Annotated in this window: 14 protein-coding genes, 2 tRNA genes and 3 rRNA genes; 11 read left to right on the forward strand and 8 right to left on the reverse strand. The window is 43.0% G+C overall.

Annotation, left to right across the window (positions count from 1 at the left end):
• The first annotated feature begins 11 nt into the window (after positions 1-11).
• Together J699_RS00750 and J699_RS00745 are read left to right on the forward strand one after the other, a co-directional pair.
• The gene (locus J699_RS00750; RefSeq protein ID WP_032871430.1) at positions 12-1,133 is read left to right on the forward strand and encodes a 5-(carboxyamino)imidazole ribonucleotide synthase; all 1,122 of its coding nucleotides are present in this window, start codon (positions 12-14) and stop codon (positions 1,131-1,133) included.
• Positions 1,134-1,732: 599 nt separating this feature from the next.
• A complete protein-coding gene (locus tag J699_RS00745) occupies positions 1,733-3,028 on the forward strand; it encodes a lytic murein transglycosylase (protein WP_032871432.1) in 1,296 nt (431 codons plus the stop codon).
• Positions 3,029-3,073: 45 nt separating this feature from the next.
• On the opposite strand, the gene J699_RS00740 is transcribed toward J699_RS00745, so the two are convergent.
• The 8 genes from J699_RS00740 to J699_RS00705 form a co-directional block, all read right to left on the reverse strand.
• Positions 3,074-3,457, reverse strand: a complete 384-nt coding sequence (locus J699_RS00740; RefSeq protein ID WP_165569325.1) for a hypothetical protein — start codon at positions 3,455-3,457, stop codon at positions 3,074-3,076.
• 111 nt (positions 3,458-3,568) lie between these two features.
• Complete coding sequence (locus J699_RS00735) at positions 3,569-4,480, reverse strand: matrixin family metalloprotease (RefSeq protein ID WP_032871434.1); 912 nt, start codon at positions 4,478-4,480, stop codon at positions 3,569-3,571.
• A gap of 383 nt (positions 4,481-4,863) precedes the next feature.
• On the reverse strand, positions 4,864-5,775 hold the full coding sequence (locus J699_RS00730) for a matrixin family metalloprotease (RefSeq protein WP_032871437.1): 912 nt from the start codon (positions 5,773-5,775) through the stop codon (positions 4,864-4,866).
• Positions 5,776-6,165: 390 nt separating this feature from the next.
• Entirely contained in the window at positions 6,166-7,074 is a 909-nt protein-coding gene (locus tag J699_RS00725; protein ID WP_032871439.1) for a matrixin family metalloprotease, read from the reverse strand.
• Complete coding sequence (locus tag J699_RS00720) at positions 7,071-7,487, reverse strand: hypothetical protein (RefSeq protein ID WP_032871441.1); 417 nt, start codon at positions 7,485-7,487, stop codon at positions 7,071-7,073. The genes J699_RS00725 and J699_RS00720 overlap by 4 nt, the downstream gene beginning before the upstream one ends.
• 193 nt (positions 7,488-7,680) lie before the next feature.
• A complete protein-coding gene (gene dnaK / locus J699_RS00715; protein ID WP_032871443.1) occupies positions 7,681-9,627 on the reverse strand; it encodes a molecular chaperone DnaK in 1,947 nt (648 codons plus the stop codon).
• 152 nt (positions 9,628-9,779) lie between these two features.
• On the reverse strand, positions 9,780-10,325 hold the full coding sequence (gene grpE / locus J699_RS00710) for a nucleotide exchange factor GrpE (RefSeq protein ID WP_005228204.1): 546 nt from the start codon (positions 10,323-10,325) through the stop codon (positions 9,780-9,782).
• A gap of 159 nt (positions 10,326-10,484) precedes the next feature.
• Positions 10,485-11,378, reverse strand: a complete 894-nt coding sequence (locus J699_RS00705) for a LysR family transcriptional regulator (protein WP_005228206.1) — start codon at positions 11,376-11,378, stop codon at positions 10,485-10,487.
• Positions 11,379-11,485: 107 nt separating this feature from the next.
• Between J699_RS00705 and J699_RS00700 the strand changes: the two genes are divergently transcribed.
• From J699_RS00700 to rrf, 9 genes are all read left to right on the forward strand, one after another.
• Positions 11,486-12,340: an MBL fold metallo-hydrolase gene (locus tag J699_RS00700; RefSeq protein ID WP_032871446.1), complete on the forward strand. Its 855-nt coding sequence runs from the start codon at positions 11,486-11,488 to the stop codon at positions 12,338-12,340.
• A 387-nt stretch (positions 12,341-12,727) separates the two neighbouring features.
• Complete coding sequence (locus J699_RS00695; protein ID WP_005281513.1) at positions 12,728-12,964, forward strand: hypothetical protein; 237 nt, start codon at positions 12,728-12,730, stop codon at positions 12,962-12,964.
• Between the two features lie 360 nt (positions 12,965-13,324).
• Positions 13,325-14,395, forward strand: a complete 1,071-nt coding sequence (locus J699_RS00690) for an alpha/beta hydrolase (RefSeq protein ID WP_032871448.1) — start codon at positions 13,325-13,327, stop codon at positions 14,393-14,395.
• A gap of 142 nt (positions 14,396-14,537) precedes the next feature.
• Positions 14,538-15,095: a peptidylprolyl isomerase gene (locus tag J699_RS00685; protein WP_005228214.1), complete on the forward strand. Its 558-nt coding sequence runs from the start codon at positions 14,538-14,540 to the stop codon at positions 15,093-15,095.
• 422 nt (positions 15,096-15,517) lie between these two features.
• Positions 15,518-17,054: ribosomal RNA gene (locus J699_RS00680) — 16S ribosomal RNA — on the forward strand.
• Positions 17,055-17,113: 59 nt separating this feature from the next.
• A tRNA-Ile gene (locus J699_RS00675) sits at positions 17,114-17,190 on the forward strand.
• Positions 17,191-17,244: 54 nt separating this feature from the next.
• Positions 17,245-17,320, forward strand: a tRNA-Ala gene (locus J699_RS00670).
• A gap of 373 nt (positions 17,321-17,693) precedes the next feature.
• Positions 17,694-20,586: ribosomal RNA gene (locus J699_RS00665) — 23S ribosomal RNA — on the forward strand.
• A 158-nt stretch (positions 20,587-20,744) separates the two neighbouring features.
• Positions 20,745-20,859 (forward strand): 5S ribosomal RNA (rrf, locus tag J699_RS00660).
• Together the 16S, 23S and 5S rRNA genes with 2 tRNA genes alongside form the textbook arrangement of a ribosomal RNA operon.
• Positions 20,860-20,866: the final 7 nt, after the last annotated feature.

Genomic DNA, 20,866 nt, shown 5'->3' on the forward strand with positions numbered 1-20,866 from the left:
CGGAGCTGGTCATGCATAAAACCATCGGTATTTTTGGTGGCGGACAGCTTGGACGTATGATGGCGCAAGCGGCATTGCCACTGAATATTCAATGCACCTTCTTTGAGACAGAAACGGATTGCCCTGCTGCAATTTTAGGTCCGGTATTTTCTAGCCAAAATCCGCAAGGCTTGCAAGATTTCATTGCCAGTGCGGATGTATTTAGTCTTGAATTTGAAAATACGCCTGTAGCGGATGTGGATGTTTTAACTCAAAGCAAAACCCTGCACCCGCCTCGCCTTGCGTTAGCGACTGCACAAAACCGTTTGGCTGAGAAAAGTTTGTTTGATGAGCTCAACATTCCTGTTGCGCCGTATCGTGCTGTGGAGAGCTTAGAGAGCTTAAAACAGGCGGTTGCTGATCTTGGCTTACCGATAGTCTTAAAAACCGTGACAGGTGGCTATGATGGTAAAGGTCAGTTCGTATTACGTACTGAAGATCAGATCGACACGGCTTGGGCTGAACTTGGTCCTGCAAAAAGCCTGATCGCTGAAAGCTTTGTTAAATTCAGTCGTGAAGTCTCGATTATTGCGGTGCGTGGACAAAACGGCGATGTGAAAACCTGGGCGCTGGCAGAAAACCATCATCATAACGGCATCTTGTCCCATTCGATTGTACCAGCGCCAAATAGCGTCGATTTACAGCCTGTGGCACAAGATTATATTACCCGTTTGTTAAACCACTTGAATTATGTCGGCGTGCTTACACTTGAATTGTTTGTAACCGAGCAAGGTCTCTATGCCAATGAAATGGCATGTCGTGTACATAATTCAGGTCACTGGTCGATTGAAGGTGCGATTTGCTCGCAATTTGAGAACCATATTCGTGCGGTTGCCGGTTTACCTTTGGGCTCAACGGAAGTGATACGTCCAACGGTGATGATCAATATTATTGGCCAACATCCAAAATCTGAAGATGTTTTGGCCCTGAACGGTGCGCATTTACATCTCTATAATAAGTCTGAGCGTACAGGTCGTAAGCTGGGACATATTACCTTGATGCCGAATAATTCGGATGATTTAACCGCTTTATGCCGCCAATTGGCACAAATTTTACCTGTACCATTGGCATTATCAGCAGATATGACCCTCTAAACTTATCCACAATAGCTCAAAAAAGCGATCTTCGGATCGCTTTTTTCATTCTGTGCTGTTTTTAAATTTAAAATAATAAAATTGAGCTGTTGTGGATAACTTGTTTTCGGTATTTTGAATTTAAAAATATGGGGGTAATTTGAATTTAAATATGCAGTGGATAAGTTGTTCTGCATTTTAAATTCAAAAAAGAGCGCCTGTTTTAAATTTAAAAGTTAAGGCCAGAGTAGGTTTTTAAATTTAAATCATGGGGTGTGGATATCTATTTTACCTGGAATAACAAGCTGAAAAATATAAGCTTAGCATCTTCTGGGTGTTTTGTTCGCATCATGTACTGTTTAAATCGAAGAAATGAATTTAAAAGTGGATAAGTTTTTTAAATTTAAATGCTCAAGTTATCCAGTATGGTATTTTTGAATTTAAATTAGACTTGTTGATAACTTTTAAATTTAAAATAAAGCCTGAATTATGAATTTAAAAGCAGGGTTTTAAATTTAAAAACCGAGAAATGAATTCAAAGTTACGTTTCCAAACTATACATCTTCATATAGCGTGTTAAGGTGGAGAGGAAATTTAAATTCAAAAGTTTTGGTTCAGTCATGAAACGTCATTTTTCTTTTTTTCTAGGCACTGCCTTATTTACTTTTTTCAATCAGGCGCATGCCGAGCTGGTGATTAATGGTGCAGCCGTTTCTACACCAGCTACGACCGCAGCGGTCACCAGCAATTATACGCCCAATTCTAATTTTCAGGGCTGTATTGCCAATTTGCGTTCGCAGGCCATCGCATCAGGTGTTTCTGGTTCGACCTATGATCGCTATACCCAAAATTTAACCCCGGATTATTCCGTGATTGATAAATTAAATTATCAGCCTGAATTTTCGACACCAATCTGGGATTATTTGTCTGGCCTTGTGGATAACGAGCGCGTTCAGGCAGGGCAGCAAAAATTAAATCAGCACCGTGCAGTATTGAACCGTGTCGAGCAGGCCTATGGTGTCCCTGCGGAAACGGTTGTGGCCGTGTGGGGAGTGGAAAGTAATTATGGTGATATTTCCGGTAAATATCCTTTATTACAGGCTTTAGGAACATTAAGTTGTGAAGGTCGCCGTCAAAGTTATTTCCGTGGCGAGTTTTTTGCCACCATGCGTATTTTACAGCGCGGTGATTTAACTCAGGATCAGCTATACGGTTCATGGGCTGGGGCTTTTGGTCATACCCAGTTTATGCCATCGACTTATGAACGTTTAGCGGTTGATTTTGATGGTGATGGCCGTCGTGATCTGGTTTCTAGTACCACGGATGCTTTGGCTTCAACAGCAAACTTCTTAAAACGGGCAGGGTGGCAAACCGGTATGCCATGGGGCTTTGAAGTCAAAATCCCGCAAGGCATGTCGATTTCAGGTGAAAGTCGCCGTAATAAAAAGCCATTAAATAGCTGGATTGCCCAAGGTGTGACCCGGGCCGACGGTACCGCATTGATTCAAGGTAATTTATCCGGCAGCACCCCGGCAGGACTGATTTCTCCAGCGGGCGCCAATGGTCCCGTGTTCTTGGTATTTAAGAACTTTGATGCGATTTATAGCTATAACGCCGCTGAAAGCTATGGTTTAGCCATTGCTCATCTATCTGATCGTTTACGTGGTGGTACACCATTCTTAACTTCATGGCCAACCGATGATCCGGGTACTTCACGTGCGGAACGTCGTGAAATTCAACAGTTTTTAGTACAACGCGGTTATGATATTGGGACTGTGGATGGACTGATTGGTGATAAAAGCCGTCAGGCTATTCGCCAGGAGCAAACCCGTTTAGGCTTAAATCCAACCGGACGTGCAGGGCAGCAGATTTTACGTGCTTTCCGTCAGGAACAAGCCAAACAAATGATGCAATAATTGATGCATTAAAAAAAGGTCTGCTATATGCAGACCTTTTTTATATTAAGGGGCAGGATCGAGTTTAACGGCTTCTAAAATATCGAAAATCACTGCAGTTACATCCTGACTTAAATCACGGTCATTAAAAATTTCATAAGCAGTAATAGTCACATCCGTATCACTCGGGAGTTGCTTCTGTTCTTCTTCTACCAGATGTTCGATGGGTAATAAGGTCTGTTTGACTTCCAGATGTAAAATCTCGTCATAGGCGACATTTTCATCTTCCAGCTCAACTTCTTGCTCGTTGAAATAGGGAATCAAAATGGAATGGAGAAAGGGGCTAATATCTTCAATATTCAAGAATTCGATATCACGAGTCTGCTCAATCGTACTGATGTGGTCGTTCACTTCAATTAAGATATGATAATAACTCATGCCGATCTCCATTAAGATAAATATGATGTTTTCATCCACAATAACATGAATAAATCCAAAGAATCGACCCATTCTTGTTACTAAGCAAGCGATAATCAATAAAACACCTATATTTTATAGGGATTAAGGCGCTCGAGAAAAACCCAATAATTCCAGATCGGTATCCGTCAGCTGAAAATCTTTTGCATTCTGCTCTTTAATGCGTGGATACATTAAGGATTTCGGATCTTGAGTATGTTTTAGGCCTAAAGCATGCCCAAATTCATGCGCGAGTGTTAGGCGTAAATCGTCCATGGATGAAAATTCATAAATAAAAATCTGTTGACCGTGAAACTGACCTTTATGCAGGACCTGAGGTTTAAAGGTTTGATTAAATGCCGCTACTGATTCAGTTAATTGTTGATAGAGCTGTTTCGACTGCTCTGTTTGCATATTGAATTGTTGGACCAGCTGATTATGTTCAGCAATTTTGGTCTGTAAATCGCTCGCTTGCTGTTGCAGGGTGTGTTGTTGTTGCTGCAGTCGCGCAACTTGCTTTTGATTTTGAGCGGAGGCTTTCAGATTTTGCAGGGCCTGCTGATACTTTTGCTGATTATTTTGATATTCAATCGTTTGTAATTCGAGTCGAGTCCTGGAGTCAGCGACGCTTTGTTTTAGACGCTGTAATTGCTGATTTTGCGCTAACCAATACTGTTGTTCCTGCTCAAGCTGGTTCAGATTTTCCGAGCGTTTCATGCTGCGCATTTGACGCTGATCAAATACCAAATGAATGACAAACTCTGCTTCTGGATCATAGACAAAATACTGTTGTCCGGTATCTTTTGCCCATATGGCAGCTGCCTGTTGGCTTAACTCAATCATTTGTGGTTGCGTGATATTGAGACGTGGATCCAGATCGGCAATCCGGTAGCGTAGAGGGTGCTCGCTGCTATAACGGATTTGTGTTTGAGGGGCGTTTGAGGAAATTTGGGCAAAAGCTGGCGCTGGGACCAGCATGAACACACATGTAGCCAATAAATGAGAAAAACAACGCATAAAGGGAGATAAAGCTTGAAAAAGGTCGCATTTTAATCAGTTTAAACAGGGAGTCAAATGCATCAATTGAGTGAAGGGTGAGAATTTGGGGAGATATTTCTAGAAAATGAATAAAAATACATATGTAGAAAAAAGTAAGTAAAATATGGTGGAATAAAGCAAGTTTGCAGCTAAAGTGAATAAAAAATAAAATCAGAACAGGTGTTTAATTTTTATTCTTTTTTCATGTGTGCGAGTCTAAAAAGCGTTTCTAAACTTGGCAAGACATAAAATAAAGGATGAAAAATTATTTTATTTTTCATATAAAAGCCAAAATTTAACTGATTGAAAAGTAGACAATGAGTCTAGTGGTTCCTCAATCGTTACCAAATTGGGGGGAATAATTAATACATGGCTTTCACCAGGTCTTTATCAGAATCGGTTAATGCGAACTTTTGCAGGTTCTGTTGTTGAATAATCGGGTACATCAAAGAGCTTGGATCATCGGTATGGGCAAAACCTAAGGCATGCCCAAACTCATGCGCCAGCGTTAAGCGTAGGTCATATGTGGATGAAAATTCATAAATCATGATGTGTTTGCCATCAAAATGGCCTTTGTGAAACAGACGGGGCTGAAAGATCTGATTAAACTGATTGGCAGAAGCCACCAGTTGCTGATTGCCTTGATTTAAAGCCTGAATGTCCTGATTAAGTTGTCGGCTACGTTGATTATGTCGCTGAATGTCCTGTTGCAAAGCTAAAGCTTGCTGCTGTAAGGCAGTTTGACGTTGAGCCAGTTGATCTGCCAGAACTTTTGAGGAAGAGCGCTGCTGGTTAAAGCGCTGCACATCCTGATTATATTGCTGAAATTGTGCGTTAAGTTGTGCCTGTTTATGAGCAATCAAGGCCGAATTTTGCTGAATATCCGCCTTGACCTGCTGTAATTGTTGATTCTGTTTATGCCATTGTTGCTGGTCTTGCTGCAGTTGTTGCAGGCTCTGCACGCGATCTGTACTGCGTTGTTGGCGTTCATCAAAAACCAGATTGATACTAAATTCCGCCTCTGGATCATAGATAAAATTTTGCTGGCCTGTTTCATGTTCCCAGATTTTGGCTGCTTGCTGCGTCAGTTCAAGCACTTGTTGCTGACTTAAATGAAAGCGTGGATCAATATCCGCAATACGATAATGCAGTGTTTTTTTGATGGTTTGATGCTGATGCGGATTAACCGGATTGATATTGGTCTGGGCATAGCTAAGGTGAGGGGAGAGCGTACAGAAATATACTGCAAGCATCGCCATATTCATAATACGCATAAGCCAAACTCCCCTAAATAAGGCTTATTTTTGAGCAGTATTGGATTCAGGTCAAAACGCTATCTATTTAATAAATAAAACTAAAAAGTGTGATTTTTTTCTAATAAATAAAAAAATAAATCGAATAATTTACACAATCGTAAAATCAGCAACTTGTCTGTTTTTTGTTCATAATACCAAGAGAATCAAAAGATTAAATTTATTAAGCACGGAACAGCTGTATAAATAGCGATAAAAGGCTTGATTGTTACCTTTTGTAAAATATTGATAAATTGGCAATTTTTTCTAATTTTTGATAAAAAATTGCTGCTTTGTGACATTTAATGTCTAGGCGTATTTTGAGCAAAATGTGAATGATCGCTCATTCTGGAAGGTTTTTATTTTCTCTACTTATCTGGTCTTTAACAGGTTTAAATCTGCTTCAGTAAGGCGAAAATGCGCCCTATCCTGATCTTTCATAATCGGATGCATCAATGCATGTGGATCATCAGTATGTTGTAGGCCTAAGGCATGGCCGAATTCATGCGCTAGCGTTAAACGTAGATCATCCTCAGATTCAAATTCATAAATCAGAATCTGTTTGCCATTAAATAGGCCTTTATGGAATAAATGTGGCTTAAAACGTTGTTTATATTGGTCAACGGATGCATTCAATTGCTGGTCCAGTGCATTAAGCTCATCTATTTGCTGATTGAGCTGTTGAATCTTCTGATTGTACTGGTCAATTTCCTGTTTAAGCGACTGTACATTTTGCTGCAACGCCTGTTGTCGCTGTTGAAGATCAGCTGGATTGGCGAATACCGCCGGATTTTGCCGAGCCTGTTGCTGTGCTTGCTGATAGGCCTGGATTTGCTGATTTAATTGTTGCTGTTTTAAGCCTAAAAATTGCCGGCTTTGAAGAATTTCCTGTTCAATCTGATCTAAGGATTTCTTTTTCTCTTGCCAGCGTTGCTGATTGGATTCAAGCTGGCTTAAATGTTCCCGACGTTGTTCACTCTCGATTTGACGTTCATCATAAATGAGATGTATTGCCAGCTGGGCCTTTGGATCATAAACCAGATAATCCTGTCCTGTACCGTCTTTCCAGATCTGTGCGGCTTGCTCACTGATCGCCTGCACTTGCTCAAGGCTGAGCTTAAAACGTGGATCCACCTCAGCAATACGATAGCGAAGCCGTGTATCAAAGGGTTTGCTGATACGATCGGTCAGTGAGTTAAATTTAAGCTGCGGGTGTTGGTAGGTTTGATAACCCGACCAGAACAGAAACATTGCCAATGTAACAACGAGGAGATGCTTCATTGTTTAGGTGTGCAGAATAAAGACTGATACAGGCTCGGGAGCAGGAGAATTCCCCAGATCAGTGTCGCAAAAATATTGCCCATTTCATAAAAAATAGCACCCAGACCCGATATGAATGTCCAGGAAAAACCGGGTAATAGATAAAGCAGTAACAAGGGGAAATAGCTATACAGATATAAGGTTCTTGCCCATGGTTTAAAGAAAAATAAACCCGCTAACATGATCACGGCAATAATAGCGGCTAGGCCTGAAAGCAGAATTTCCCAGTTTTGGGGTTCGGTTGCCAGCAATTCCGCTACTGTAATAGAGCGTTGATCATAGGCATCCAGAATTATGCTTAAACCAATACAAAGCAGTGAAGCAATCAATAACAGTCTAAATTTGGCTTTGCTAAGGATAGGATCATTTTTCATTTTTAGTGCTGAAAGATTTTTTAATTGCCTGAATTATACATAAAAAGAATACAGTTCCTTAACTTGTTGCAAGCGTTTGCGGAAGGGGGGAAATAAGCGGTTGATAGCACGTGCATGCCTATGATTTGGCTCAAACAGCAGATATTTAAAATAAAAAAACCGCGCGTAAGCGCGGTTTTTTTAAAGAGACAAATTATTTTTTGTCATCTTTTACTTCTGTGAACTCAGCATCTACAACGCCATCGTCCGCTTTTTGTTGTTGTCCCGCATCGCCACCTTGGAATGCATTTGGATCAAAACCTTCTGCGCCGCCAGCTGCACCTTGTGCTTGTTCATAAGCACGTTGTGTAATTGGCATCAAGATGTTTTGCAAAGCTTCAGTTTTCGCTTTGATCTCTTCAACATCATTTTCTTTAGTTGCTGCTTCAAGTTCAGAAACGGCAGTGCTTACAGCTGTTTTTTCATCTTCAGTGACTTTATCACCAAGATCTTTCACGGCTTTGTTCGAGCTTGAAATTAATGCATCAGCTTCGTTACGTGCTTTTGCAAGTTCTTCAAACTTACGGTCTTCTTCTGCATTCGCTTCAGCATCTTTGATCATTGCTTCGATTTCAGCATCAGACAAACCTGAGTTTGCTTTAATCTGGATCGATTGCTCTTTACCTGTGCTCTTATCTTTCGCTGATACTTTTAAGATACCGTCAGCGTTGATGTCGAACGATACTTCAATTTGCGGTACGCCACGTGGAGCAGGTGGGATATCGCCTAACTGGAAGTTACCCAACAATTTGTTTTGTTGAGCCATTTTACGTTCACCCTGGTAAACCGAAATGTCTACTGCAGGCTGGTTATCAGCAGCGGTAGAGAACACTTGTGATTTCTTCGCAGGAATCGTGGTGTTTTTCTCAATGATCGGAGTCAATACGCCGCCCATTGTTTCGATACCTAAAGTTAATGGTGTTACGTCTAATAAAAGCACGTCAGTTTTGTCACCAGACAATACTGCACCTTGAATTGCTGCACCAATCGCAACTGCTTCGTCAGGGTTCACGTCTTTACGTGGCTCTTTACCGAAGAATTCTTGTACTTTTTGTTGTACAAGTGGCATACGAGACTGACCACCAACCAAGATTACGTCAGAGATGTCAGAAGTCGAAAGACCTGCATCTTTAAGCGCGATACGGCAAGGCTCAATCGTACGAGCAACTAAATCAGCAACCAAACCTTCAAGTTTTGCACGAGTTACGTTGATCACTAAGTGTTTAGGACCAGTTGCATCGGCAGTGATATATGGAAGGTTGATTTCAGTTGCATTTGATGAAGAAAGCTCGATTTTTGCTTTTTCAGCAGCTTCTTTCAAACGTTGTAACGCAAGTGGATCATTTTTCAAGTTCACACTTTGTTCTTTCTTGAATTCTTCAACCAGGAATTCAATTAACGCGTTATCAAAGTCTTCACCACCAAGGAAAGTATCACCATTGGTTGATAACACTTCGATTTGTTGGTCGCCATCAAGGTCTGCGATTTCAATGATTGATACGTCAAAAGTACCACCACCTAAGTCGTAAACTGCAACTTTACGGTCGCCTTCTTTTTTGTCCATACCGAACGCAAGTGCCGCAGCAGTTGGTTCGTTAATGATACGTTTAACATCTAAACCAGCGATTTTACCCGCATCTTTAGTTGCTTGACGTTGCGCATCGTTAAAGTAAGCAGGAACAGTAATAACCGCTTCTGTAACTGTTTCACCTAAATAGTCTTCTGCAGTTTTCTTCATCTTTTTCAAGATTTCAGCAGAGATCTGTTGAGGTGCTAATTTTTTGTCGTTTACTTCAACCCAAGCATCGCCATTGTCTGCTTTGATGATTTTGTAAGGTACAAGACCGATGTCTTTTTGTACCGCTTGATCTTCATAACGACGACCGATTAAACGCTTGATCGCGAATAATGTATTTTTCGGGTTGGTTACCGCTTGACGTTTCGCGCTTTGACCCACCAAGATCTCGCCATCTTTATAGGCAATGATCGATGGAGTGGTACGTGCGCCTTCAGCGTTTTCGATTACTTTTACTTTATCGCCTTCAAGTACAGCAACACATGAGTTGGTAGTACCTAAGTCAATACCAATAATTTTTGCCATTGATTGTGTTCCTCTAAAATTTTGTTGCAATGTTTTTGCTTGTTATTCGATATGAGAGTCAATCGGTTTTTTTCAAGCATTTTTATGAAAAAAAATCAAAAAACTCTCAAATTTCTGCATTTTTGAGCAAATAAATGCTCTGCCCATCGGGATTATTGGCCCACCATCACCATTGCTGGGCGGAGTAGGCGACCATTTAAGGTATAGCCTTTCTGTAAAACAGTGCCGATTTGGTTGGCTTGGGCATTTGGATCAATCCCTACCGCCTGGTGTAAATCTGCATTGAAACCATTTTGGGTGTCTGCTTCGACTACGCCAAACTTCTCAAGCGTGGTCAATAATGATTTCAAAGTCAGCTTAACGCCTTCAAGTACCGGTGTTTCTTCTTCGCCAGCTGCCTGAATTGCACGCTCGAGGTTATCGACAGAATCGAGCAATTCTTTTGCAAACTTCTCAAGCACGGTATCTTTATGCTTTTCAGATTCACGTTGAATACGCTCTACACTTTTCTGCGCTTCATAAACCGCATTGGCAGTACGTGCTTTTTCTAATTTCAGGCTTTCTTCAAGTTTGGTGATTTGCGCTTGTAAATCTTCAACGCTAAGCTCGTTTGCCTGCTCTACACCTTCAGCTTGAGTTTGTTCAGTCTGTTGCTCATTTTGAATGTCTTGAGCTTGCTCATTGTGCTCATTAGCCATTGATGATCTCCGTTGAAAAAAGTTCTTAAACATGTACAGTCCTTTTGGCGTGAATGCTCTTAGGGTTAAACCCGAACTGCCACATCTTGGTCATTCATTGATAGGGATGAAGTATGGGCAAGCCGACAAAATTCAAGCGTTCAGGTCAATTTAAATCTTTTAATTTTGCTGATTTAAGTAAAAATTCAGGTTTTCAATCACAAAAGCAATAAATTCTTGGGTGATTTTGGGTAAATGTTGCCTTGACGCATAGACCAGCGACAAGGTCAGGTCAGGTGCAGAAAAATCTGTAAATACCTGTTGCAAACGCTGCTGCGCGATGTCCTTGCGTACCAGTAAGCTCGGGAGCATGGCAATGCCTTCAGCTTTAAGACACATCTGATAAAGCGCAATCACATCATTGCTTTTAAACGTAACATTTAATGGATAGTTCTGGGGTTGCTGATCTGTATCAAACAAGGTCCAGTACTGGTTATGGGTATGATGCGCAATACAGTCATGTTGAATCAGCTGACTGGGATGCGACAGGGGAGTGTGGTCTTGTAAATAGTGGGGATGTGCGCAAAAGGTCGATTCAATCTGGCAGACCGGTCTTGCAATTAATCCATCTGCGACTTTTTGGGTAATACGCAAAGCCAGATCGACATGTGCATCGATGAGGTCAACAGTATTCTCTGTTAAATACACATCAAAATGGATCTGGGGATAGCGCTTTTTAAATTGTTTAATACATTCATTGACACCAAGCTGAAACAGAAACAGACCACAGGTAAAACGAATGGTGCCGTTATGTTGCTCGGGCGCAGCCAAACCTTCCAGTAACTGTTGTTGCTGTAAAATATTCTCACAATACACCAGCGCTTTTTCACCAGCGGGGGTAAGCGACACCTTACGGGTATTACGTTGAAATAACCGGGTTGAAAATGTCTGCTCAAGATGTTCCAGATAGCGGGACACCATGGCTTTGGAATAATCCAGATGCTCGGCTGCTTTACTCAGATTGCCTTGTTGCGCAATACAGACAAAGACTTGAATGGCTTTTAAGGTATCCATGTTTATTATCATTGTTGCAAGATATGCAACATTTTATCTTAGTTTAGTGTGTTTCTTCAGCAATAATTGCAATTTAAAGTGTTCCTTATCAGATTGGAGACGATAAGATGAATACCAAACCTTACATCCTTGCTTTATCAGCTTTAGCCGCAACATCTGCTGCATTTGCACAAGATTTAAAAATCCAGAATTTTCTGGCTCAACCTGAGCATTTTGGCGTGACTTCAACTCTAATTGAAGGGGATAAAGAAGTTTTACTGGTCAATGCGCAATTTTCTAAATCAGAGGCATTGCGGATTGCTGCCGACATCTTGGATAGCGGTAAGACCTTAAAAACCATTTTTGTCAGTTATGGTGATCCAGATTTCTATTTTGGCTTAGACGTATTTAAACAATACTTCCCGAATGTTCAGATCATTGCGACTCCTGAAACAGTAAAACATATTCAGGATACACAAGCGTTGAAAGTTGCCTACTGGGGTCCAAAAATGGGCGCCAATGCGCCAAGTAAAATCTTTGTGCCACAAGTCTATAGCGCGAAGACTTTAAAACTCGAAAATCAGGATATCGAGATTAAAGGTAAAAAAGAACTGACTTATTTATGGATTCCGAGCGCGAAAGCTGTCGTTGGTGGTATTCCGGTATCATCGGGTATTCATTTGTGGACCGCAGATACCCCGACAGTCAAAGATCGTGCTGAAGTGGTTCAGGCTTTAGAAAATATTAAAGCCCTCAACCCGAAAGTCGTGGTCCCTGCGCATATGAAAGCAGGAGCGGCAGAAGGACTGGATGCGGTGAACTTCTCGATTGATTATTTGAAGCAATATGAGAAAGCTGTGAAAAGCACAAACAACTCGGCTGAGCTGGTGAAAAAGATGCAAACGCAGTATCCGGCGTTGGGTGAGTCGAGTAGTCTGGAACTTGGCGCCAAGGTGGTCAAAGGCGAGATGAAATGGCCTTAATTATGGGCTAATCAATGAAAACCGTGATGAAAATGCACGGTTTTTTTATATCTGCTACATTTATTTTTAATCATAATTACTTAATTGTAATCTTTTAGGACGGTTGTGCTGTGTTTCTATGAATTATAAAAAAATAAGATAACGGCTTTTTTCATTTTCTATGCCAGCAAAAATCGATGAAAGTGCTGTATTGATAAATGCTTAGCGTTTGGTGATGGTTGAGAGAATACGTGAATTAAGCAAAGAGTTGATTTAAGAAAAATTGCAAAACAATGCGGCTTACATAACAAACTGCAACTAATCCTCATCACGTCCGTGAAAAAAATTGTGAATGATAGGCATCGCAAAGACAACTTTGCTTTTTGTCATAATGAAAGGAAATACGAAATGAAAAAGTTAGCATTGATTTCTGCAGTTGTAGCTGGTGTTGCATTAACAGCTGTAGGTTGCTCGTCTCAAGCTGGTTTGGATGCTTCTGGTTCAGCTCAAACAAGTGCTAGCCCAGCAGGCGTACAAGGTGGTGTTGGTGTAGAAGCAGGTTCATCAGTTGATGTTCAACCAGGTGGTGCTTCAGCTGACGTTTCAGGTTCAGTATCAGGCTCAGCAGGCGCTGGCGCGCAATAATTTTTTATTGTTAAGTTGGCTTCGCATAAGATTGAACAACAGATGCCGCATTTAATCTTATTCATGTACTGCTATACATAACGCGAAGTTGACTTATTCATAAAAATGACACTGTTAAAGTGATATAAAACTAGAGCTCACTGATTGGTTCTAGTTTTATAGTTTTGACAATTACCGCTTAAAACAGCATTGAATTGACATAAAAACTAGCTGTGAATAAGCACTCTGGTTAATGACTTTTTAGTAATAGCCCTTTAGCGTACGACTTATTTCAAATCTTGAACTTGATCTAAGACTTTAGAAAAGCATATAGTCGAAGACAACAACAATGATGGACAGAGCGAGAGAAGGGGACAACAAGTGACAGCATTACCTCCAAAAATACAAACACTGTTAGATAAAGGTCAAGGCCCTGCTGCACGAGCGCTCGACAAGCTGCCCAAAATTGTACAAGAATCTCTAGCCAAGCTTTTAGGCTATCCTCATCAATATCCAGATCTGGATGCATTTACCAAGTGTTTGATGGCCGTTCAGATCAAGCAAGGCCGTATTGGTTTTATCGGTGATGATCCGATTGACTCCCGTCGTCAGTTTGATGCACAAATGCTGGCGATTCTGAATAAACCGACTTCGATTGAATCGGTTGAAGATATTCGTTTACCGCTCCAAAGCGGCACGGTGTTCGCCAGACATTATCATCCGGCACCCAATAAAAAATTGCCGATGCTGGTGTTTTATCATGGGGGAGGCTTTGTTGTTGGCGGCCTGGATACACATGATGAAGCCTGTCGTCTGATTGCCAAGCATGCCAAAGTACAGGTTTTAAGTATTGATTATCCGCTGGCACCTGAAGCTTCACCGCAGTTATTGATAAAATCATGTGAAGATGCGTTGGCATGGGTGTATCAAAACCGCCGTCAATTGAAAATCTATAAAAACCGTATTGCGGTTGCCGGAGACAGTGCCGGTGGAAATATCAGTACGGTAGTGGCTCAACACGCCGTCGGTAAATCTTATGCGCCACAGGCACAGTTACTGATTTATCCTGTGGTTGACTTTAAAAGCAGACATCCTTCCTTCTATGCGTATGGTGAAGGTCTGGTCCTCACTAGTAAAGATGTGGACTATGTGACAGACTATTATGCAACCCAGCAAAATGTGGCTCTGGATGATCCATTAATTTCACCAACGTATGGCAGCCTTAAAAAGCTTGCGCCCGCGTATGTGATTACAGCTGGTCATGACCTGCTGCATGATGAAGGTGCCATCTATAGTCATAAACTCAGACAAAATGGTGTTAAAGTCCAATATGTCGATTATCCAGATCAAACCCATGGTTTTATCAATTTGACCCCCGTCTCAAGCAAGGCAAAGCGTAATACCATTGAGGTAGCGAAGAACTTTAGAAAGTTCTGGGATAAACACAGTTGATTATCGAGTTAATTACCGAGCGCCGATGTTTCACGTGAAACATCGGCGCTTTGTTTCAGGTAACAAATAGAAATAGCAAAAACAGTTTTGCAAAATTAAGATGAAGATCCACAACACCTCTATTTCCAAGCTGAGAAAAGCAATGATGAAAAAGTTGTTCATGACAACAAGTTTAATTTTGGCAAGCGGTCATTTATTTGCAAATACCATGGTTGATATGAAAACCAGTATGGGGAATATTGAAATTGAGCTATTTGATGACAAGGCGCCTGTTTCAGCAAAGAACTTTGAAAGCTACGTAAAAAGTAACTTCTATACAGGCACAATCTTTCATCGCGTGATTCCTGGTTTCATGGTGCAAGGTGGTGGCCTAGAAGCCAACATGGTTGAGAAAAGCACGAAAGCGCCGATTGTGAATGAAGCAAGTAATGGTTTAAAGAATACCCGGGGTACTTTGGCCATGGCACGGACCAGTGATCCAAACTCTGCAAGCAGTCAGTTCTTCATTAATGTGGCGGATAATAACTTTTTAAACAAATCAGCGATGGATGCAGGCTACGCCGTTTTTGGTAAAGTTACTAAGGGCATGGATATTGTTGACAAGATCGTGAGTGTTCCGACTGGTAACTACGGAATGCATCAAAATGTGCCTAAACAGCCCGTTAAAATTATCAGTGTTCAGATAAAGAACAAGAAGTAAAAAGCAAAGCAGAAATATGAATAAAATATTTCTGCTTTAAATTTATATAGTTATAAGGAATTTGTTTAAATAGCACACATATTGGTGTGTAAAAAAAGAACATTCAATAAAACAATGGTTTAAAAAAGCTTGCACACTAAAAAAAATCTCCTATAATGCACACATCCCGACGCAATGAAGCAAAAATAACTTAGCTTTAACGGTTAAGTTGTTAAATATTTATTGCGTTTTATTTATCGCTGACGAGGCGATAAAGAGATCATTAAGAGAATAGAAGAACAACTTGTGTGGATTTTTACTGGTTGATCGATCGAAAATATTTCATTGATTAATTGGTTTAAATTTCTCGAAGTTTATTTGAGCAAATATTAAGTCAGTAATTGATGAGCCAAGATTTGTAGCCATAAGCTACTAATGATTTTAAACTGAAGAGTTTGATCATGGCTCAGATTGAACGCTGGCGGCAGGCTTAACACATGCAAGTCGAGCGGGGAAGGTTGCTTCGGTAACTGACCCAGCGGCGGACGGGTGAGTAATGCTTAGGAATCTGCCATTTAGTGGGGGACAACATTCCGAAAGGAATGCTAATACCGCATACGTCCTACGGGAGAAAGCAGGGGATCTTCGGACCTTGCGCTAAATGATGAGCCTAAGTCGGATTAGCTAGTTGGTGGGGTAAAGGCCTACCAAGGCGACGATCTGTAGCGGGTCTGAGAGGATGATCCGCCACACTGGGACTGAGACACGGCCCAGACTCCTACGGGAGGCAGCAGTGGGGAATATTGGACAATGGGCGCAAGCCTGATCCAGCCATGCCGCGTGTGTGAAGAAGGCCTTTTGGTTGTAAAGCACTTTAAGCGAGGAGGAGGCTCTCTTAGTTAATACCTAAGATGAGTGGACGTTACTCGCAGAATAAGCACCGGCTAACTCTGTGCCAGCAGCCGCGGTAATACAGAGGGTGCGAGCGTTAATCGGATTTACTGGGCGTAAAGCGTGCGTAGGCGGCTTTTTAAGTCGGATGTGAAATCCCCGAGCTTAACTTGGGAATTGCATTCGATACTGGGAAGCTAGAGTATGGGAGAGGATGGTAGAATTCCAGGTGTAGCGGTGAAATGCGTAGAGATCTGGAGGAATACCGATGGCGAAGGCAGCCATCTGGCCTAATACTGACGCTGAGGTACGAAAGCATGGGGAGCAAACAGGATTAGATACCCTGGTAGTCCATGCCGTAAACGATGTCTACTAGCCGTTGGGGCCTTTGAGGCTTTAGTGGCGCAGCTAACGCGATAAGTAGACCGCCTGGGGAGTACGGTCGCAAGACTAAAACTCAAATGAATTGACGGGGGCCCGCACAAGCGGTGGAGCATGTGGTTTAATTCGATGCAACGCGAAGAACCTTACCTGGCCTTGACATACTAGAAACTTTCCAGAGATGGATTGGTGCCTTCGGGAATCTAGATACAGGTGCTGCATGGCTGTCGTCAGCTCGTGTCGTGAGATGTTGGGTTAAGTCCCGCAACGAGCGCAACCCTTTTCCTTACTTGCCAGCATTTCGGATGGGAACTTTAAGGATACTGCCAGTGACAAACTGGAGGAAGGCGGGGACGACGTCAAGTCATCATGGCCCTTACGGCCAGGGCTACACACGTGCTACAATGGTCGGTACAAAGGGTTGCTACCTAGCGATAGGATGCTAATCTCAAAAAGCCGATCGTAGTCCGGATTGGAGTCTGCAACTCGACTCCATGAAGTCGGAATCGCTAGTAATCGCGGATCAGAATGCCGCGGTGAATACGTTCCCGGGCCTTGTACACACCGCCCGTCACACCATGGGAGTTTGTTGCACCAGAAGTAGCTAGCCTAACTGCAAAGAGGGCGGTTACCACGGTGTGGCCGATGACTGGGGTGAAGTCGTAACAAGGTAGCCGTAGGGGAACCTGCGGCTGGATCACCTCCTTAACGAAAGATTGGTGACCGGTAAGAATCCACAACAAGTTGTTCTTCGAAGATGTATCTGAGGGTCTGTAGCTCAGTTGGTTAGAGCACACGCTTGATAAGCGTGGGGTCACAAGTTCAAGTCTTGTCAGACCCACCAAATCTGATAGCTGAAGCTGAGATTGAGATATATCGTTCATTATGATTTTAAGCTGGGGACTTAGCTTAGTTGGTAGAGCGCCTGCTTTGCACGCAGGAGGTCAGGAGTTCGACTCTCCTAGTCTCCACCATGAATTACTTAGTAATTCTGAGCTAAATAGATTATAGAGTTTAGTGAATACAGTCCAAGTTGACTGGTTTATTAATCTCTGTGATTTATCACAGTTTACTACGCACCGACGAGGTGGTAGTTAATCATTAACAGATTAGTAGAATTGAGTCTGAAATAAATTGTTCACTCATTCTTTGATTTAAACATTTCGATGTTTAAGTTGAATGAAATGAGAACTAGCAAAAACACTGAATCAAGCGTTTTGGTATATGAATTTAGATTGAAGCTGTACGGTGATTAAGTTCACGAAACAACAAGCTGTATGAATTAATGTTTACATTGATTCTGTTGCTACACCCACTTGTAGGTGTAACGACTGTTTGGGGTTGTATAGTCAAGTAATTAAGTGCATGTGGTGGATGCCTTGGCAGTCAGAGGCGATGAAAGACGTGATAGCCTGCGAAAAGCTCCGGGGAGGCGGCAAATATCCTTTGATCCGGAGATTTCTGAATGGGGGAACCCACCCGCTAAAAGGCGGGTATCATAAGCTGAATACATAGGCTTATGAAGCGAACGAGGGGAAGTGAAACATCTCAGTACCCTTAGGAAAAGAAATCAATTGAGATTCCCTTAGTAGCGGCGAGCGAACGGGGAGCAGCCCATTAAGTTATGTGTGTTCTAGTGGAACGCTCTGGGAAGTGCGAACGTAGAGGGTGATATTCCCGTACACGAAAGGGCACACATAATGATGACGAGTAGGGCGAGGCACGTGAAACCTTGTCTGAATATGGGGGGACCATCCTCCAAGGCTAAATACTCCTGACTGACCGATAGTGAACCAGTACCGTGAGGGAAAGGCGAAAAGAACCCCTGTGAGGGGAGTGAAATAGATCCTGAAACCGCATGCATACAAGCAGTGGGAGCACCTTCGTGGTGTGACTGCGTACCTTTTGTATAATGGGTCAGCGACTTATATTCAGTAGCAAGGTTAACCGCATAGGGGAGCCGTAGAGAAATCGAGTCTTAATAGGGCGTTTAGTTGCTGGGTATAGACCCGAAACCAGGCGATCTATCCATGAGCAGGTTGAAGGTTGGGTAACACTAACTGGAGGACCGAACCCACTGTCGTTGAAAAGCCAGGGGATGACTTGTGGATAGGGGTGAAAGGCTAATCAAGCCTGGTGATAGCTGGTTCTCCCCGAAAGCTATTTAGGTAGCGCCTCGGACGAATACCATTGGGGGTAGAGCACTGTTTCGGCTAGGGGGTCATCCCGACTTACCAAACCGATGCAAACTCCGAATACCAATGAGTACTATCCGGGAGACAGACTGCGGGTGCTAACGTCCGTAGTCAAGAGGAAAACAATCCAGACCGCCAGCTAAGGCCCCAAAATCATAGTTAAGTGGGAAACGATGTGGGAAGGCATAGACAGCTAGGAGGTTGGCTTAGAAGCAGCCACCCTTTAAAGAAAGCGTAATAGCTCACTAGTCGAGTCGGCCTGCGCGGAAGATGTAACGGGGCTAAAACTATGTGCCGAAGCTGCGGATGTATACTTTAGTATACGTGGTAGGGGAGCGTTCTGTAAGCCGATGAAGGTGTATTGAGAAGTATGCTGGAGGTATCAGAAGTGCGAATGCTGACGTGAGTAACGACAAAACGGGTGAAAAACCCGTTCGCTGAAAGACCAAGGGTTCCAGTCCAACGTTAATCGGGGCTGGGTGAGTCGACCCCTAAGGCGAGGCCGAGAGGCGTAGTCGATGGGAAATTGGTTAATATTCCAATACTTCTGTGTAATGCGATGAGAGGACGGAGAAGGTTAAGTCAGCCTGGCGTTGGTTGTCCAGGTGGAAGGCTGTAGGCATGCATCTTAGGCAAATCCGGGGTGCTCTATGCTGAGAGCTGATAGCAAGCTGTACTTGTACAGTGAAGTGGCTGATACCATGCTTCCAGGAAAAGTCTCTAAGCTTCAGTTACACAGGAATCGTACCCGAAACCGACACAGGTGGTCAGGTCGAGTAGACCAAAGCGCTTGAGAGAACTCTGCTGAAGGAACTAGGCAAAATGGTACCGTAACTTCGGGAGAAGGTACGCTGCTGACGGTGATGGGACTTGCTCCCTGAGCTGTTGGCAGCCACAGAAACCAGGCCGCTGCAACTGTTTATTAAAAACATAGCACTCTGCAAACACGAAAGTGGACGTATAGGGTGTGATGCCTGCCCGGTGCTGGAAGGTTAATTGATGGGGTTAGCGTAAGCGAAGCTCTTGATCGAAGCCCCAGTAAACGGCGGCCGTAACTATAACGGTCCTAAGGTAGCGAAATTCCTTGTCGGGTAAGTTCCGACCTGCACGAATGGCATAATGATGGCGGCGCTGTCTCCAGCAGAGGCTCAGTGAAATCGAAATCGCTGTGAAGATGCAGTGTACCCGCGGCTAGACGGAAAGACCCCGTGAACCTTTACTGCAGCTTGACATTGAACTTTGACCTTACTTGTGTAGGATAGGTGGGAGGCTTTGAAGTTAGAACGCTAGTTCTAATGGAGCCGTCCTTGAAATACCACCCTGGTAATGTTGAGGTTCTAACTCTGCCCCGTAATCCGGGGCGAGGACCATGTCTGGTGGGTAGTTTGACTGGGGCGGTCTCCTCCTAAAGAGTAACGGAGGAGTACGAAGGTGCGCTCAGCGTGGTCGGAAATCACGCGTAGAGTATAAAGGCAAAAGCGCGCTTAACTGCGAGACCCACAAGTCGAGCAGGTACGAAAGTAGGTCTTAGTGATCCGGTGGTTCTGTATGGAAGGGCCATCGCTCAACGGATAAAAGGTACTCTGGGGATAACAGGCTGATACCGCCCAAGAGTTCATATCGACGGCGGTGTTTGGCACCTCGATGTCGGCTCATCTCATCCTGGGGCTGAAGCAGGTCCCAAGGGTATGGCTGTTCGCCATTTAAAGAGGTACGCGAGCTGGGTTTAGAACGTCGTGAGACAGTTCGGTCCCTATCTACCGTGGGCGCTGGAAATTTGAGAGGATCTGCTCCTAGTACGAGAGGACCAGAGTGGACGAACCTCTGGTGTACCGGTTGTGACGCCAGTCGCATCGCCGGGTAGCTATGTTCGGAAGGGATAACCGCTGAAAGCATCTAAGCGGGAAGCCTACCTCAAGATAAGATTTCCCTAGGAATTTATTCCTCTAAAGAGCCGTTCGAGACTAGGACGTTGATAGGTTGGGTGTGGAAGCACGGTGACGTGTGAAGCTGACCAATACTAATTGCTCGTGAGGCTTGACTATACAACACCCAAACAGTTGTTGTATTCAAGATAAATTCAATACATAACTTGATTTAGTGTCAAAACTAGTTACAATACGACTCAATTAACTAATCCGTTAATAACTCTTTCGGTACTAAGTGGCAAAAAACGTAAGACCACCCAAAACCAAAACAGTTTGCTGGCGACAATAGCAAGAGTGAACCACCTGATCCCTTCCCGAACTCAGAAGTGAAACCTCTTAGCGCTGATGGTAGTGTGGCACTTGCCATGTGAGAGTAAGTCATCGCCAGCTTTTAAAT

The organism is Acinetobacter sp. 1000160, from assembly GCF_000588715.1.
Classification (GTDB): Bacteria; Pseudomonadota; Gammaproteobacteria; order Pseudomonadales; family Moraxellaceae; genus Acinetobacter; species Acinetobacter courvalinii.

Coding starts and splice junctions, on each gene's coding strand:
- J699_RS00750 (WP_032871430.1), top strand. CDS start 12: ATGCATAAAACCATCGGTATTTTTGGTGGCGGACAGCTTGGACGTATG.
- J699_RS00745 (WP_032871432.1), top strand. CDS start 1,733: ATGAAACGTCATTTTTCTTTTTTTCTAGGCACTGCCTTATTTACTTTT.
- J699_RS00740 (WP_165569325.1), bottom strand. CDS start 3,457: ATGGAGATCGGCATGAGTTATTATCATATCTTAATTGAAGTGAACGAC.
- J699_RS00735 (WP_032871434.1), bottom strand. CDS start 4,480: ATGCGTTGTTTTTCTCATTTATTGGCTACATGTGTGTTCATGCTGGTC.
- J699_RS00730 (WP_032871437.1), bottom strand. CDS start 5,775: ATGCGTATTATGAATATGGCGATGCTTGCAGTATATTTCTGTACGCTC.
- J699_RS00725 (WP_032871439.1), bottom strand. CDS start 7,074: ATGAAGCATCTCCTCGTTGTTACATTGGCAATGTTTCTGTTCTGGTCG.
- J699_RS00720 (WP_032871441.1), bottom strand. CDS start 7,487: ATGAAAAATGATCCTATCCTTAGCAAAGCCAAATTTAGACTGTTATTG.
- dnaK (WP_032871443.1), bottom strand. CDS start 9,627: ATGGCAAAAATTATTGGTATTGACTTAGGTACTACCAACTCATGTGTT.
- grpE (WP_005228204.1), bottom strand. CDS start 10,325: ATGGCTAATGAGCACAATGAGCAAGCTCAAGACATTCAAAATGAGCAA.
- J699_RS00705 (WP_005228206.1), bottom strand. CDS start 11,378: ATGGATACCTTAAAAGCCATTCAAGTCTTTGTCTGTATTGCGCAACAA.
- J699_RS00700 (WP_032871446.1), top strand. CDS start 11,486: ATGAATACCAAACCTTACATCCTTGCTTTATCAGCTTTAGCCGCAACA.
- J699_RS00695 (WP_005281513.1), top strand. CDS start 12,728: ATGAAAAAGTTAGCATTGATTTCTGCAGTTGTAGCTGGTGTTGCATTA.
- J699_RS00685 (WP_005228214.1), top strand. CDS start 14,538: ATGATGAAAAAGTTGTTCATGACAACAAGTTTAATTTTGGCAAGCGGT.